We start from the raw sequence: 16,718 nt of genomic DNA, 5'->3' as shown, positions 1-16,718 counted from the left end.
TAACAGTTTATTTAAACCATTCTTCGCCGCTATTTAAACGGACAAACATATCGGTAAATGATGTGCCAATTTCTATGTGATTTATTGCTTCTAAGCCAATAAAAGGGGAGAGCACTATCCGATACCTATCTCTATCAATAAATTCAATTGCTATAAACTCACCACCGCCATCGCCACCAATCATCAGGGTATTTGGTAGTATCGACGTAATTTCATAATCTATATTTCGACGCAAGATGGAATCGATATCTTCAAGAACAACATATTCGGGTCCAACAAAATTTTCAAATGCTTCGTAATTTTCAAGGAAATACCGGTAATCATAAGGTAACCGGAAATTTATCGTAGCTTCAACGGTGTCTATAGTTGTCAAGGCTGAACCAGTTCGTTTTTTAGCGCCGTATAGTAATAAAATTTCTTCTATCTGCATATCTTAATTTAGAATTAAATCCACAAAGCTCCTAACGCAAACAGCAACGCAACCGTCATAACCAACGCCCCCAGCTTTAAAAACGTCCAAAAGCTTACATCCAGCCCCTCGCGGCGGAGGGCAACCAGCCATAAAATGGTAGCCAGCGAACCTGTTACCGACAGATTCGGTCCCAGGTCGATGCCAATGAGTACCGAACTTTTGATTATTTCGGGTACATTACCTTGTACAACATTGCCTGCTATTAATCCGGCGGGCAGGTTGTTCATCAGGTTACAGGCAAAGGCGGTAATTAAGCCGCTGCTCCAGGCCGTTGCATTTACAGCGTGGGCGGCATTTTCATGAAGCAGGGCCGTTAGACCTTCTATAATACCGGTTTTGCCCAGTGCCTCCACAATAATAAATAACCCGGCAACCAGGGGCAGCACAGCCCAGGAAACTCCTTTAACAACCAACCATGGATTTTTTTTACCCCTGATAATTACAATGGCCGATGTTAAAATTCCTGTAATGGCAGTGGGTAGGCCTAATTGAATATCAATTGCTGATGCAACCAGCAAAATAACAGCTGTTGCACCTATGCCAATGATAGCTGTTTTGCCGCCCTGCGCCAAAACCGGGATAGTTATATCTGTTTCAATTTTTGCTTTTAAAGCCTCACGCTGGGTAAAGCGCAACATAATATAAGTAACCGTAATGGCAAAAAACGAAGGCAAAAGATATTGCGCCAGCCAATGTAACAGCGGCGGCATATGGCTTCCATAAATTACCAGGTTGGCCGGGTTTGATATGGGCAATACAAATGAGGCGGCATTGGCTATAAACGCGCAAATAAACAGGTAGGGCAGGGGCTTATCAACCTTAGCAGCCCTTACAGCAGCTGCCACAGCGGGGGTAAGTACAACAGCAGTGGCATCGTTCGATAAAAAGACAGTAACCACTACGCCAACAAGGTATATGAGCAGGAAAAGCCTGCTTGCCGACCCGTTGGCCATCCGGGTGGCGTGGGCGGCCAGCCAGTCGAACAGTTTTTCTTCGCGTGCGGTTTCGGCAAGCAGCATCATGCCGGTTAAAAAAAGGTAAACATCGGTACCCTTGGCTATGCCGGTCAATCCATCCCCTAAGGTAATTAACCCAAAAATAACCAGTAGCGCCGCGCCCAATACGGCCCACCAGGCTTCGGCTACCTTAAACGGCCTGGTAATAACGCCTGCAATGGCTAAAAATGAAATGGTCCAGATGTAAATGTGCGTCATATAATATTTGCCCAAAGCAGCCAGTTGCAATAAAACCGGCCGGCCAATTTAGTGAAACGGGCTTAAATTCAGGGAACGATTAGCGCGATTGGTATGGAATCGTATTGATAGAAGCTAAAAGCATAATGCACAAAGCTTAAAGCTAACTAATTGATATTCAGAACTACCGTCATTGCGAGGTGCGAAGCAATCCCCGACATGCTAAGTCCTACAGAGTTGGTGATTGCTTCGTACCTTATAATGACATCGATATAAGTTATTGATTATCAAGCGTATTTTTTTTCCCCTCTCGAGAGGGGGCGGGATGGGAAGTGCGTTGGCAGGGGTGTGTTTTTCCGCGTTTCATTGCGTGTGCATAAACACACCCCTCCGCCCCTCTCAAGAGGGGAATCGCACATTTCCGCCGCTTTTAAAAGGGATCCGCAAAATTTCGTCTCTACATTTAGCCTCATTTGCAATCATGTCATCTCCATTTTTTTTGGTTTTACCTGATGGTTACTCGCAATGACGGCGGTTTAGGACATTGATTTAATTATATTTTGTTGTGCGTCACAATAGTTTTTTTAGGTTTTATCTGGGGGGCTGACCCGCTTATTTATCCAGCTTAAACCGCACAGTAACGCTGTTTTGCCCGCGGTAATATTTTCCGGTAATAACCCCCGGCATTTTATCATACGAATCCTGGATGTTAGCAAGCACAAAATATTCAATATTTTGGACGTATCGTGATTGGAACATCATGTGGCCACCTGCATCGGCGTGGCCGCTGTTTGCATAATAGGTTACGCTGCCCACTTGTATCTGGCTTGCACCGCTAAAACCGTTGGCCAGGCTAAGTTTAATTTGTTTGCCACGTAAACTTGCCGTGTAAATTGCAGTACGCTGCTGGGCAAAACCTACAAAAGGTAATACTATTAACAACAGGATAATTAAAACTTTAGGCCGCATAAAATTGGTTTATAAACAATAGTACGGGCAAGGCCGTGTGCAGGTTACAAAATAAATTCAAAAGTCAAAATTCAAAAGTCAAAAATTGACTGCCTGATTTAGGCATCATTTTAAGTTCATAAGTTTATCGATAAAATAAATAATAAATAAAACACACCGGCGAATAATTAAGTTTTTACTCACCACTCACCACTCACCACTCACCACTCACCACTCACCACTCACCACTCACCACTCACCACTCACACTTTCTACCTTTCGCCTTTAACCTTTCCCCTTTCGCCTTTAACCTTTCCCCTTTCCCCTTTCGCCTTTCACACCACCTAAATAAACATCCATTCAAACAAAACCCGCGTCCGGCGTATTAATTAATAAAAAAATATTATGTCATTTGATCAATACCACGAACCGGCAAACGAGTTATCGGCCGAGACCCGTACTTTTGCCAGGATGATTGTTTCGCTCACCGAGGAGGCCGAGGCCATTAACTGGTACGAGCAACGGATAGCTGTAGAAACAGACCAGGACGCCAAAGCCATTATGCAAAATGCCCAGCAGGAGGAGTTTAAACATTTTGGCATGGACCTTGAATTTTTGCTGCGTAAAAAGCCCGTTTGGCGTACCACTTTAAAAGCCATCCTGTTTCAGAAAGGGGATATTGTTGAACTGGGCAGCAAAGGCGAAGAGGCTGCAGAGGACTAAACTATTTTTACCATGAGTAACGAACGAATAAAACTGGTGCAAGGCGATATTACCAAAATTAAGGCCGATGCCATTGTAAATGCTGCCAACACATCATTATTGGGCGGCGGGGGAGTTGACGGCGCCATTCACAGGGCGGGAGGCAAAGCCATACAGGAAGAGTGCATCCAGATTCGTAACCGGCAGGGCGGCTGCAAAACAGGCGAGGCGGTAATTACTACAGGCGGTAACCTGCCTTCCAAATATGTTATCCACACTGTCGGGCCGGTTTACAATAACGGCGCCAAAGGCGAGGATGGGTTGCTGGCATCGGCCTATTTAAACAGCCTTAAACTGGCCGCCGAAAACCATGTGGAAACCATTGCTTTTCCTAATATCAGCACGGGGATTTACCATTTCCCCAAAATGAAAGCGGCAAGCATCGCCATAAAAACAGTACAGGATTTTCTGGCGGAAAACGACAGTATTAAAGAGGTAGTTTTTGTTTGTTTTGATGACGAAAACTGTGGTATTTACCAGGGCTTGCTCTGAATGAGTCATGGTATATGTCATAACTTCAAAACATAATCCGATTTTCTGCTTCACCGTTATCGTTAATCTTAGGTAATATTAAACAGTCAGCAAGTCTATCATTAATAACGAAGAGAAAAAATTATAACTTAAATTGATATTTAGCATTTACTGATACTTTATACCTATCTGTAGTATTATTTACTATTGTTTTAAGGCTATAGGGGATTACGCTTAAATATTTGGCAGTGCTCAGTTTAAAAATTTCTTGAAATACTTTGAAATACAAGGTTGTTTTGATAGCTTTGAATAGCAAAGTACTTTTATTAATTGAAAAAACGCAACAGCATGAAAATTTCAAGAACAAAATTCGTTATTCTCTTCCTCGTTTCGGTGTTTGCCTTTCAATTTATCTCTAATTCACTTTTAGGATCCGAAGTTCGGCTTTTTCCTATAAATGGCGAGTGGTTCCCGGGAGCCGGATCACCAATAGCCTGGAAGCGCATCGTATCAGCAATTTTATTCCCTTTCAAAATTGTTTTGATAGGACCCTTATCGCCTTTATTTACAGACCCGGATCCTGCACCCCCGATTTTGGTTTTCGCGTTTGCTTTATACTGGGCTGCTATCGCAATAGTTCTTTATTATCTCCTCTGTAAAATAATCCGACTTAAAAAAAATGAAATTTAACAATTATGAACAGAATTGAAGAAATATACTACGAGGCAAAGACTGACGAGTGGTTCAAACGGTTTGCTGTTTTTTGCCGCATCGCCTTAGCAGCGAGCTTTATTCCGGCAGGCTTCGTAAAAATCATGGGCGAACGGTTTGCAGCCGGTCTGCCGTATAACAACCCTTTAGGACATTACTTCGATGCCTTACACCTAACAGGATATTACTATACCTTTATAGGAATTGTTCAAATTATAACAGCTATATTATTACTTATCCCGAGAACTTCCCTTCTTGGCGCATTGATGTATTTTTCCATCATCGTCAATATTTGTGCGCTCACTTATGCAACCCGCTTTGATGGTACCCGGGCCGTCACGATGATGGTATTGGCTAGCTTATTTTTATTAATTTGGGATTATGACCGTTTAAAACATATTTTGCCATTTAAGCAGCCTAAAACAGGGGCCTCGATGTTAAAAAGACCTTTGGGTAAGCGCCTCCGGCTTCTGTTTTTCGGAGGTTCCTTCGCAGTTGTAGCCTTTATCATTATCGGTACTTTCTATTTATTTGAGATTGTGCCGGGCAACTCTGAAGCTGTGTGCAGAAATCAATGTGCATCCACCAAAAACCCCGCGGCTTGCGAAATTTTCTGCGACTGCATTTATAAAAAGGGTCAACCGCTGGATAGTTGTTTGGCAACTTTTGATAAGGCGAAAGATATTCGCAAATCTGGTGGGAAGTAACACAAAGTGTAACGCAATAGCATGCAATGATTTTCCATCTTTTTAGAAAAGGCGTTAGTCACACGGGTGAACTAAAATATTTATTTTAAACTGATACACTACCAAATATTTATTTATGTTAGCTACATGCACCCGGTTTTAAAACAATACTTTTCTGGTAAAATTAATCTTTCTGCCGGGCACGAGGCATTGATTGAGCGCTGTTTTAAATTGAAACATGCCAGTCGTAACGAGATCCTGGTACCAAAGGGCAGTGTAGCCAAAAATATCTACTTTGTTATTAAGGGCTGCCTGAGGGTTTTCCTGATTGATGACCAGGGGAGCGAGTCTACCCGGTTTTTGATATTTGAAAACAATATGGGAACGGCTTTTCCAAGTTTTATCAACGGCACACCGTCCCTGGCAGCTATTCAAAGCCTGGAGGCATCAGAACTGCTGGTGCTAAGCCGCCACGACAGGGACCTCCTGCTAAAGGAGATTCCCGGCTGGGAAACCATGTACCGCATAGGGCTTGAGCAGGATTATATTGCATCCATCCAACGGATAGAGAGCCTGATCACCATGGATTCAAAAGCACGGTACCAGGTGCTGATGGATACCCGGCCGGATATCATCAGGCGTTTGCCCAACAAAATAGTGGCCGATTACCTTGGCATCTCGCAGGAAACGCTCAGCCGGCTGAAAGCCCACCGGCCCTCAAAAGCCTAAGCCCCCGCGAACTTTCAGCTCGTGGGCCATATGGTTTCAGCTTTCAGCTGAACTTATGCCAAAGGCTTAAACCAGGTTAACCCACGAGTTACGCTAACGCTAACCTCGCGGGAGTTTGTGCTTGGCCGCTAAACCAATGACTAATGACTAATGACAACTGACCAACCTGATTTATTGACAATTGTCAATCTTTTTAACAACGATAAACACTTGATTTGTACTATTAAAACCATCAAAATTATGTACAGGCAAATTATAACCTTCTTTATATTTTTACTATCAGGTAATGTCGTTTTAGCGCAAACCAATATTGGCCAGCGCACTTTTCAGTTTAAAGACCAAAAGCGTAACCGCCCGGTAACAACCGAGGTTTGGTACCCCACAACAGATTCGGTAAAACAGGCCGATAAATACTTTTCGCCATTTACCCGTGTGCAAACCGTGCGCAACGGAAAACTGCCAGCGGGTAAGTTACCGGTTATTATGCTATCGCACGGTACCGGCGGCGGCCGGTTAACGCTGGAATGGCTGGCGGCAGCACTGGCGCAAAGCGGTTTTATAGTGGTGGCGGTTGACCACTGGGGCAATACTTACGATAACAAAATAAAGCTGGAGTTTTTAAAGGCCTGGGAACGGCCGCAGGACATTAGTTTTGCATTAACGTCGCTACTGAACGACCGGGATTTTGAGGCGGTTATAGATACCGGCAGGATAGGAGCGGCCGGTTTTTCACTCGGCGGATTTACGGTAATAGCGCTTGCAGGCGGCGAAGTTGATTTTGATGTATTACGCAATTATTATAAAACCGCTGGCCGTAAAGAAATTGAGATTCCCGAATATCCCGGCCTTTTAAAATCGCTGGATGACAGTACTCTGTTGGCCGCATCAAAACATTACCCTCCGCTGAAAGATAAACGGATAAAAGCATTCCTCTCTATCTCGCCGGCCATGGGCCCGGGTTTTGTTAATAAGCAGCAGGTAAAAAATATCAGCGGACCGGTTTATATAATAGGTTCGCAAAGCGACAGTATAGCGCCGGTAAAAACCAATGCCATCCATTACCACCAATTAATAAAAGGATCGCAGCTATACATTAACCCCGGCAAAACCGGGCATTATGTAATGTTATCAGAAGCCATTGAGCCCGTTAAGAAAGAAGCGCCAATATTGTTTGCCGATGATCTATCTGTAGACAGGCATGCCGTGCACCTGAAGGTTGATAGTTTGGCGGTGGCCTTTTTTACGAAAACGTTGTAGCTACCCGTAGCACCAAAGGGGAGCGAAAATATAATGGCGACGAGTTTGTATTTGTCGCCTTTTTTTGCACTGTTTTTGAACATTTTTGTATTAAAATTAAAACGGTTGCCCTTAACTGTGAGTTTTTTTGGATGCGGAATGAAAGTTTTCCGAGACATATAAATATTATATAAAGCATTGAAAATGAGGCACTATGGTGTTCCGCTTTTGTTTTTTTAAAAATACAACTCATTGATTATCAATACTAATGCGTTCCAGAGCGCTCCGGGTGTTCCATGCGTTCCGGTGGAACGCTTGGCAAATCAAAAAATTCCCCTTCTTCATGGGGCCGGGGCATTGTAACAGCTTCGTGATATTTTTCAGGCATTGCCCAATTCTCCTATATTTGAAATACAAACCGCAATTCATCTACATGAGAAAAAAGTATTACCTGCCGCGCATTTGCATGGCAACGGCAGTGGCTGCCGGGTTCACCTTATCAGCATCGGCACAACAAAAAAATATTTATCATAAAGGCTGGATAGACTTTAACAAAAATGGTAAAATGGATGTGTTTGAAGATCCATCTCAAACCATTGATAAACGCGTTGCCGATTTACTGGGCCAGATGACCGTTGATGAAAAAACATGCCAGATGGCCACCTTATACGGCTACAAACGGGTGCTGAAAGATGAAATGCCTGTCGCCAACTGGAAAAACGAGATCTGGAAGGATGGTATAGCCAATATAGATGAGGAACTAAATAACCTTACATCGCATACTGATGATGCGCCCACGCAATATTCGTTCCCCTTTAGCAAACATGCATCGGCAATTAATACCGTACAAAAATGGTTTGTGGAGGAAACCCGCATGGGTATCCCGGTTGATTTTACCAACGAGGGTATTCATGGCTTAAACCATGACCGCGCCACGCCTTTACCAGCGCCTATCAGCATTGGCAGCACTTTTGATAAACAACTGGTACGCCAGGCAGGCCAAACCGTAGGTCGCGAAGCCAAAGCTTTAGGCTATACCAACGTATATGCCCCCATACTCGACCCCGCCCGCGACCAGCGCTGGGGCCGCGTGGTTGAGTGTTATGGCGAAAACCCTTTCCATATTGCCGAAATGGGCAAGCAAATGGTTTTAGGCATACAAGAGGAAGGCGTTGCATCAACATTAAAGCACTTCGCGGTATATAGTGTGCCTAAAGGAGGGCGCGATGGTGCAGCACGCACCGATCCGCATGTGGCCCCGAGAGAGATGCACCAGGTTTATTTGTATCCCTTTCGCCGGGTTATCCAGGAAGCGCACCCTATGGGCGTAATGAGCAGTTATAATGATTGGGATGGCGTGCCCGTTACCGGTAGTTATTACTTTTTAACGCAATTGCTGCGGCAGCAATTTGGCTTCAATGGCTACGTGGTAAGCGATAGCGAAGCGGTTGAATACCTTTATTCCAAGCACCATGTAGCAGCCGATTATAAAGAAGCGGTAAGGCAGGCGGTTGAGGCGGGCCTTAACGTGCGCACCAACTTTACCATGCCGCAAACCTTTATTTTGCCGCTGCGCGAGTTGATTAAAGAAAACAAGATCTCGATGAAGGTAATAGATTCGCGGGTGGGCGATGTGTTGCGGGTAAAATTTCGTTTGGGTTTGTTTGATAGTCCTTATGTTAAAGATCCAAAAGCTGCCGATAAAGTTGTACATACAGCAGATGATGCTGCCATGTCGCTGAAAATGAACCGCGAATCGATGGTGCTGTTAAAAAACGAGGGCAGCCTGTTGCCTTTGGACAAAACGAAATATCCGAATATACTGGTTACCGGTCCGCTGGCCAGGGAATCCAATTATGCTACCAGCCGGTATGGGCCTTCGCATAACCCGGTTACCAGTGTGCTTGATGGTATTAAAAAGTATGTTGGCGCGGGCGTTAAGGTAAACTACGCCAAAGGCTGCGATATGATTGACGCTACATGGCCCGAAAGCGAGATAATTGAAACACCATTAACAGTACAGGAACAAGCAAGTATCGATTCGGCAGTTATGCTGGCAAAACAATCGGATATTGTTATTGCTGTTGTGGGCGAGGATGTAGATAGGGTAGGCGAAAGCCTGTCGCGCACCGGGTTAAACCTTCCGGGCAGGCAATTAAAGCTCATCCAGGCCTTACAGGCAACCGGCAAGCCGATGGTAATGGTGATGATAAACGGGCAGCCGCTTACCATCAACTGGGAAAATAAGTATGTGCCTGCCATTTTAGAGGCCTGGTTCCCCAGCGTACAAAGCGGGCAGATAATTGCCGAAACTTTGTTTGGCGATAATAACCCTGGCGGCAAATTGCCAATCACTTTCCCTAAAACTACCGGGCAAATTGAGTTTAACTTTCCGTTTAAACCTAATTCGCAGGCAAGCCAAAAGGGGCAGAACAGCTGGGGCAAAACCAGCGTAAACGGCGCTTTGTATCCTTTTGGTTATGGCTTAAGCTATACCAAATTTGAATATAGCAACCTGGTAGTATCGCCTGAACAGGAAAATTCGGAGGGAGATGTACAGGTAAGCGTTGATGTAACCAACACCGGCGCCCGCACGGGCGATGACGTGGTGCAACTGTACCTGAAGGATGAAGTAAGCAGCGTAACTACCTACGAGTATGATTTGCGCGGTTTTGAACGGGTAAACCTTAAACCCGGCGAAAAAAAAACCGTACAGTTTACCCTTCACCCTGATGACCTGGCCTTGCTTGATAAAAATATGAACTGGACCGTTGAACCCGGTAAGTTTATGGTGATGATAGGCAGTTCATCGGAAGATATTAAGCTGAAAAAGGAGTTTGAGGTGAAGTAAAGAGCCTTTTTTAAAAGCGGCTTATTAAAAGACTTGCGATTATTAAATTTCGCAAGTCTTTTTTGTAATATTGATACATGATTGAAGATTTATACCTGGGCGACTCATGGATCTCACTCGAGTTTTCGACAGACGGAGGACTGCCGGTTTTTGTGAAATTCAGGCCTTACCTGCAAAATTTTATTGATACCGGTTTTTATAACCAGCGGATGGATGTGATATGGTCATATAATTCGCCTAATGAAACTTTGCTGCCGCATGAAACAGACCTTGACCTGATGGAGCAGGTAGAAGAAGCCCTGTCAAATATATTGGAGCAGGACAACCAAACCATACTTGCTTTTACCTTTACCGGCGAAAACGAAAAATGGTGGGCCTGGTATACCACCGATGTTGATATTGCAGGCGAACGCCTGAACGCGGCATTGGCAGGCTTTGACGAATTACCCATTACTATTACCGCTAATACCGACCCGGATTGGGACGAGTATAACGGCGTATTGGAAGATTTTGCTGAATAGTTTTTAATTAACGTTTCACATGAAAATACCTACCATAACCGGTATTATAGACAGGCGCATATTGGTTAACTTTGCTGTCGATCCTGATATTGCCAAATTAATAGTTCCGGCCCCGTTTCGTCCCAAAATTGTTAATAGTAAAGCCATCGTGGGTATTTGTCTTATCCGGCTAAAAGATGTAAGGCCTAAAGGACTGCCCGCTTTTATTGGGATGGGTTCTGAAAACGGCGCGCACCGCATTGCTGTTGAATGGCAGGAAGATGGTGAAATTAAAGAAGGTGTTTACATTCCCCGGAGGGATACTTCATCCCGTTTCAACACCATTGTTGGTGGCAGGATATTTCCGGGCAGGCATTATCACGCTAAGTTTGATGTTAATGAGCATAACAGCAATTATCATGTAGCTTTTGAAAGCTCGGATGGTACTACCATTAGCATAGATGCTAAAATTACCGATACTTTTAACGTGGATTCTGTTTTTAAGGATTTAGATACAGCTTCTGATTTTTTTAAGGCAGGGGCTATAGGCTATTCGCCAAATGGCGATAAATATGAAGGTTTGTTACTGCATACAGAAAACTGGAAGGTAGAAGCCCTGGAAGTAAGCAAAGTGTCATCAAGCTTTTTTGAAGATGAAGATATTTTTCCAAAAGGAACTATTATGTTTGATAATGCGCTGTTGATGACCAATATACAGCACGATTGGTATTCAAAGCCCAATAAGGCGGTTGTAAATAACTGACCATGCCTGCAAATATCTTCCGTAAGATAAAATTTGATGCGCTGGTTATTATCATATCGTTGCTGATAAGCGGCACCTATATTTTAGATAGGGTAGTGTTGTTCTTTTTAAGGGCCTATTTGCGTAACCACTATGATTCGCATTTCCTGACAAAAAACAAGGCACAGGCAGATATAACAGGCATTGCTTACTGGGCATTGTTTATAGAAAGCTACTACCTTATAGTGTTCCATTTATTGGTACTAACAGCCGTATTGCTGGTCTTTTTTCACAAACAGTTACAATTGTATAAACGCGAACTACTTTGGGCTTACGTTATCATTGTAGTTAGCGATATTGGGTATTTTGCCATTGCAAGATTATTTGTTAAATATTAAACAGCGCGTCATGAGCACATCAAACCAACAAGTTATACCTATTTGGGAGATCAATGGTGAATGTTTATGAAAAAATAGAAAAAATAATACCTAAGCCCGTTATATGAAATGTCAAATTAATGTACTGATAATCACGTTATATGTATTTGTGGGATGTACATATCCAACTAAAAAAAGTAATGGATACAAAACTGACAAACCGGTTTTAGCTTCGGACAAAAAGATCACAATCAACCCAAAAACCACACAAAGGGTATCGTTAGCTAAAGGCAATACTTTTACGGTTGCTTCGACCGCAGCTGTTTTCACAATTTTAGATACTACCGAAATTTAGAAACGCCACAAAGCATCAACCGACGAGGAATTTTATACCGGAGCAGACGACCAAGTGTTTTATATCTCCGAGGCAAAAACTTTTCTTAAAAAACAGCCTGTCAAAATTATAGAGATTGATCCTGCTTATAAATACCTTGAGTTTAAACAACCTAACGGGATCATTCACAAAATTAAGTTAGATACTGTTGCTTTTATATTCAACCTTTACTTGTTCGATCCCAAAAAACAGCCCCAGAATGTAGATATGATGGATATGGAAGCGGAATACAAAAAATACTTTGGTAGGTAGCCTTGTTAATTTTATTGGCTCTATGACACTTTGTATGGTTTTTTTGATTTCAATAAGTTTCTACATGACTCTCTCTTTAAGGGCCATCGGCCCGACACGTATTGTAGCCACGGGTTTCAACCCGTGGATGATTAGCCAAAAGGCAACAAGAGTGCCATCGGCACGGCTCATATTAGGGTGTAGATACAGGTATTTTCAATTTGTTCAAACGATATATATGCGTTGATAATATGGATCGAACCGAACCGGCTCTCAATCGTTTTCTTTGTTTTTTTCCATGGGTTAAAACTCATGGCTACAAAATTGGCCGAGGCTACGCATCTAAGTCGCGTTGAATAAGCCCCGATGCGTCATCAAAATATATCTTTAGAAACTAATCGGCAACTGTATCTGTGTTAGCTAAATCTGCAAACTTTTATACATGCCAAACGTTCTAAATAGTGACACCCTCATTTACCGGACATTTAAACCGGTGATTCCCACAATTCACATGGATTAATTTATTTATTATCAATTCATTACTTTTACCAATTAACCAGGCCGTTAAAAACCGTAATAAATACAGTTGCTATATTGTACTTTATTTATAATTTTATAAACTTTAATTACTTAGGCATAGCCTTTTAAAAACTTTAACTCTTAATTGTTGAATGGAACCCGAAAATAAAGGTGTGAAGGGCAGTCAGCTCAAAAATATGATTATCAAAAGGCTTTATTTTAATAAAGCGATGTCATGTGCCGGACTGAGCGACTTGTTTGATAAAAGCATTCCGTCAATAGCCAAGGCCATCAATGAACTGATGCATGAAGGCTTCGTGGTTGAGCATGGGTACGCCCCTTCAAGCGGTGGCCGCCGCCCGCTCATGTATTCTGTTAAGGCCAACGCCATGTATATATTGGCCGTGGCGCTCGATCAGCTTACCGCGCGCATCCAGTTGTTTGATTTGCAAAACAGCCCGGTTGCCGATATGCTTACTTTTGAGCTTAAACTGCTCAACAACCCCAACGCGCTAACTATACTTACTAATCAGATTAATGGCTATATCAAAACATCGGGTGTAGCCAAGGGCAAAATCGCGGGCATCGGTATCGGCATGCCTGGCTTTATTAATGTAACCCAGGGCATTAATTATACTTATCTTGATGCCAACGGCAGCCTTACTGCCTACCTTACCGAACATACCGGCATTACCACTTATATTGATAACGATTCGAGCCTGATAGCGCTTGCCGAGCAAAAGTTTGGTATCGCCAAGGCGCAAACCGAAGTAATGGTAATTAACCTGGGCTGGGGTATTGGTTTAGGGATGATTGTGAATGGGAAACTATTCCGCGGGCATAACGGTTTTGCGGGTGAACTAAGCCACATCCCGCTATCCGAAGATGGTTCATTATGCGAGTGCGGTAAACGCGGTTGCCTGGAAGCCGAAGCATCGATGCTGGTAGTTGCCCGCAAAGCCATAGAAGGTATTCAGCAAGGCCGTATTACCAGTTTAAAGCACAATACCAACGATCACTCCAAACTTATGGGCGATGCCCTGCTGGATGCCGCCAACAACGGCGATCAGTTTGCCATTGAATTACTATCAGATGCCGGTTACAAAATAGGCAAAGCCCTGGCTATCCTTATCCATATCATGAATCCGGCTATTATCGTACTGAGTGGCCGTGGAGCAAAAGTTGCCAGAATATTGATGGCACCTATACAACAAGCCTTGCACAAATACTGTATCCCGCGTTTATCAGCCGGTACCGAATTGCTGGTATCCGAACTGGGCTTTGATGCCGAACTGATTGGCGCCGCAGTGTTAGTAATGGAAAATTTTGATAAAACCGTGAAGGCGAAAGTGGCGAAGGCAACGAAAACTATCGCTTGATTATAATTTGAGAATTTGAAAATGGGGCTAAGTTATTTGAGGATTTGAAAATTTGAGAATTTGAAAATAGGCTATGTTGTAGAGAAAATATCATTTTCAAATCTTCAAATTTTCAAATCCTCAAATTCTCTCCTCAAATCCTCAAATAGTTCTATAGGAACACCCTTCCCGAATACTCCATAGCTTCCCTGAATTTGTCCATATTAAGCCCTGTACGCTCGTTTTTGCTTTCAAGGTATCCAATTAAGTTTTCGGTAGCGATGTTGCCTGTAAGGTCATCTGCGGCCATAGGGCAGCCTCCGTAACCTTTAATGGCTACGTCAAACCTTTTACACCCGCTTTGGTAAGCTGCATCTATCTTAGGTTGCCAGGTGTCGGGTGTACTATGCAGGTGAATGCCGAATTCGGTTTTGGGGAATGCAAGGCAAAGCGCGGGATAAATGTTGCTGATCTGCTCTGCCTCCGAAATGCCAATAGTATCGGCCAGGGCTATGTTATTAATTCCTTCTTTTACCAGTTTGTCTGTCCATTCGTGAATAATGCCGGTGTGCCATTCGTCGCCATAAGGATTACCGAAACCCATAGACAGATAAACAAGTAGCTTTTTATTATTGGCAACTGCTAATTCCTGCATCCGCTTTACATTGTCAAAAGCCTGGGGCAGGGTAGTATTGGTATTGCGCAACTGAAATGTTTCTGAAATGGAAAACGGATAGCCCAAATAAGTTATCTCAGGGTGTCTTGCGGCTTCTTCGGCACCACGATAGTTGGCAATAATGGCCAATAGTTTTGACTGTGTATCGCTTAAATCTAATTTACTCAATACCTCTGCCGTGTCTTGTAGCTGTGGTATAGCTTTAGCCGATACAAAACTCCCGAAATCGATAGTATCAAAACCCACCTGCAAAAGCAGGTTGATATATGCCGCCTTTACATCCGTGGGGATAAAATGCACTATCCCCTGCATGGCATCGCGGGGGCATTCGGTTATTTTTATAGTCATTGATTGGTGAGTTGTGAATAGTGAGCAGTGAGTAGTTAATTGATTGTTAAATTTGCCCCTTTACATGCAAGCTTAAAACTTTTATTATTAATTATCAACTCGCCCATTCACCACTCACAATTCACCACTCACTAATCCACCGTCTCCGGCAAATGATGTTCGTTGGTAAGGCCTTCACGTTCAAACTTGCGGATAATGAGCCTGGTGCCGCCATTGTAGTTAATGTAGCTGGATACCCAGTTAATGAAAACAATTACCTTGTTACGGCCGCCCAAAAGCGATATCAGGTGCACAAACATCCATACCAGCCAGGCAAAAAATCCCTGGAACCGGATCTTTCCTAAATCAGCAACGGCTTTGTTGCGGCCAATGGTGGCTAACGAGCCTTTGTCGAAATATTTAAACGGAGCGGTAGGCTCATGGTTGATGAGTTGCATAATGGTTTTACCCACGTGCGCCCCCATTTGTATGGCTACCTGTGCAACACCGGGATGGCCTTTAGGAGTTTCGTCGGTTATCATAGCAGCCACATCGCCAATGGCGAAGATGTTATGGCTACCCACCATGCGGCAAATGCTGTCAACTTTTATCCGGTTACCGCGTTCAATATTGCCTTTTTCGATGCCTTCGGGTACCACGCCCATAACGCCGGCGCTCCATATCACGTTTTTGGTGCGGATGGTTTTGCCGCCTTCAAATTTTATTTCTTTACCATCATAGCTTTCAACCTTTACACCTAACAATACTTCCACCCCCATTTTGGTAAGGAAATCCTTGGCTGCATTTGAAGCCTGGTCTGAGAATGGCCCCAGTACCTTTGGTAAAAAATCTACCAGGTAAACCTTCATATCCTCCTTCTTTAGTTCGGGATAGTCTTTGGTTAATACGTGGTTTCGCAATTCGGCTAATGAGCCTGAAAGCTCAACGCCTGTTGGGCCGGCACCTACCAGTACAAAAGTGAGCAGTGCTTCGCGCTCGTCCTTGGATGTTTTAAGCAGGGCTTCTTCTATGTTCTGGAGTACGGAGTACCGTAAGTTTAATGCCTCCGGGATTGATTTCATTGGCATCGAAAATTTTTCGATATCGTGATTTCCGAAAAAGTTGGTGGTCGATCCGGTGGCAATCACCAGGTAATCATAAGCTATCGGGCCAATAGTGGTATCAATAGTATTATTGGCGGCGTCAACCTTTAATACCTCGGCTATTCTGAAGCGGAAATTTTTTTGGCCAGAAAAATTCTTACGTAGCGAGAAGGCTATCGATTCGGATTCGAGGCCTCCCATGGCTACCTGGTACAACAATGGCTGAAAGGTGTGGTAATTATGCTTATCAAGCATCAGTACGTCAACAGGCTTATCTGCCAGTTTTTTGGCTACCTGCAAGCCGCCAAAGCCACCACCAACTATTACTACTAAAGGGAATTTTGAACTATCTGATGTGTTCATGTGAGGGGTTATTTGTGTTCCTGTTTTAAAGTGCAAGTTTTACACTTCTGTCTGTTATGGCAGACGCAA

Annotated in this window: 15 protein-coding genes; 10 read left to right on the top strand and 5 right to left on the bottom strand. The window is 43.5% G+C overall.

Going from position 1 to position 16,718, the window contains the following annotated elements; all coding sequences use genetic code 11:
* Positions 1 to 7: 7 nt before the first annotated feature.
* From AC1DXF_RS22790 to AC1DXF_RS22780, 3 genes are all read right to left on the bottom strand, one after another.
* Entirely contained in the window at positions 8 to 430 is a 423-nt protein-coding gene (locus AC1DXF_RS22790; RefSeq protein WP_477451004.1) for an SMI1/KNR4 family protein, read from the bottom strand.
* Between the two features lie 14 nt (positions 431 to 444).
* Positions 445 to 1,701, bottom strand: coding sequence for an arsenic transporter (locus AC1DXF_RS22785; protein WP_477451003.1), 1,257 nt, complete (start codon positions 1,699 to 1,701; stop codon positions 445 to 447).
* Between the two features lie 576 nt (positions 1,702 to 2,277).
* The gene (locus tag AC1DXF_RS22780) at positions 2,278 to 2,634 is read right to left on the bottom strand and encodes a hypothetical protein (RefSeq protein WP_477451002.1); all 357 of its coding nucleotides are present in this window, start codon (positions 2,632 to 2,634) and stop codon (positions 2,278 to 2,280) included.
* Positions 2,635 to 3,018: 384 nt separating this feature from the next.
* Between AC1DXF_RS22780 and AC1DXF_RS22775 the strand changes: the two genes are divergently transcribed.
* From AC1DXF_RS22775 to AC1DXF_RS22730, 10 genes are all read left to right on the top strand, one after another.
* Positions 3,019 to 3,336, top strand: coding sequence for a ferritin family protein (locus AC1DXF_RS22775; RefSeq protein WP_477451001.1), 318 nt, complete (start codon positions 3,019 to 3,021; stop codon positions 3,334 to 3,336).
* Between the two features lie 12 nt (positions 3,337 to 3,348).
* Positions 3,349 to 3,867, top strand: coding sequence for an O-acetyl-ADP-ribose deacetylase (locus tag AC1DXF_RS22770; RefSeq protein WP_477451000.1), 519 nt, complete (start codon positions 3,349 to 3,351; stop codon positions 3,865 to 3,867).
* A 674-nt stretch (positions 3,868 to 4,541) separates the two neighbouring features.
* Positions 4,542 to 5,264: a hypothetical protein gene (locus AC1DXF_RS22765; protein ID WP_477450999.1), complete on the top strand. Its 723-nt coding sequence runs from the start codon at positions 4,542 to 4,544 to the stop codon at positions 5,262 to 5,264.
* A 126-nt stretch (positions 5,265 to 5,390) separates the two neighbouring features.
* Positions 5,391 to 5,972, top strand: coding sequence for a Crp/Fnr family transcriptional regulator (locus AC1DXF_RS22760; RefSeq protein WP_477450998.1), 582 nt, complete (start codon positions 5,391 to 5,393; stop codon positions 5,970 to 5,972).
* A gap of 240 nt (positions 5,973 to 6,212) precedes the next feature.
* Positions 6,213 to 7,229, top strand: coding sequence for an alpha/beta hydrolase family protein (locus tag AC1DXF_RS22755; protein WP_477450997.1), 1,017 nt, complete (start codon positions 6,213 to 6,215; stop codon positions 7,227 to 7,229).
* A gap of 412 nt (positions 7,230 to 7,641) precedes the next feature.
* Positions 7,642 to 10,059, top strand: coding sequence for a glycoside hydrolase family 3 N-terminal domain-containing protein (locus AC1DXF_RS22750; RefSeq protein ID WP_477450996.1), 2,418 nt, complete (start codon positions 7,642 to 7,644; stop codon positions 10,057 to 10,059).
* A 77-nt stretch (positions 10,060 to 10,136) separates the two neighbouring features.
* On the top strand, positions 10,137 to 10,580 hold the full coding sequence (locus AC1DXF_RS22745; RefSeq protein WP_477450995.1) for a DUF695 domain-containing protein: 444 nt from the start codon (positions 10,137 to 10,139) through the stop codon (positions 10,578 to 10,580).
* 19 nt (positions 10,581 to 10,599) lie between these two features.
* Positions 10,600 to 11,322 (top strand): DUF2071 domain-containing protein, encoded by a 723-nt coding sequence (locus AC1DXF_RS22740; protein WP_477450994.1) that lies wholly within the window; start codon positions 10,600 to 10,602, stop codon positions 11,320 to 11,322.
* 2 nt (positions 11,323 to 11,324) lie between these two features.
* Positions 11,325 to 11,699, top strand: a complete 375-nt coding sequence (locus AC1DXF_RS22735; RefSeq protein ID WP_477450993.1) for a hypothetical protein — start codon at positions 11,325 to 11,327, stop codon at positions 11,697 to 11,699.
* A 1,275-nt stretch (positions 11,700 to 12,974) separates the two neighbouring features.
* Positions 12,975 to 14,201 (top strand): ROK family protein, encoded by a 1,227-nt coding sequence (locus AC1DXF_RS22730; RefSeq protein ID WP_477450992.1) that lies wholly within the window; start codon positions 12,975 to 12,977, stop codon positions 14,199 to 14,201.
* Positions 14,202 to 14,352: 151 nt separating this feature from the next.
* Here AC1DXF_RS22730 and AC1DXF_RS22725 read toward each other — a convergent pair whose 3' ends face one another.
* Together AC1DXF_RS22725 and AC1DXF_RS22720 are read right to left on the bottom strand one after the other, a co-directional pair.
* The gene (locus AC1DXF_RS22725) at positions 14,353 to 15,204 is read right to left on the bottom strand and encodes a hydroxymethylglutaryl-CoA lyase (protein ID WP_477450991.1); all 852 of its coding nucleotides are present in this window, start codon (positions 15,202 to 15,204) and stop codon (positions 14,353 to 14,355) included.
* Positions 15,205 to 15,335: 131 nt separating this feature from the next.
* Positions 15,336 to 16,649: an NAD(P)/FAD-dependent oxidoreductase gene (locus AC1DXF_RS22720; protein ID WP_477450990.1), complete on the bottom strand. Its 1,314-nt coding sequence runs from the start codon at positions 16,647 to 16,649 to the stop codon at positions 15,336 to 15,338.
* Positions 16,650 to 16,718: the final 69 nt, after the last annotated feature.

Source organism: Mucilaginibacter sp. P2_A5 (genome assembly GCF_056404995.1).
Note: the sequence above shows the minus strand (reverse complement) of the source record. Positions and strands in the feature narration are given on the sequence as shown.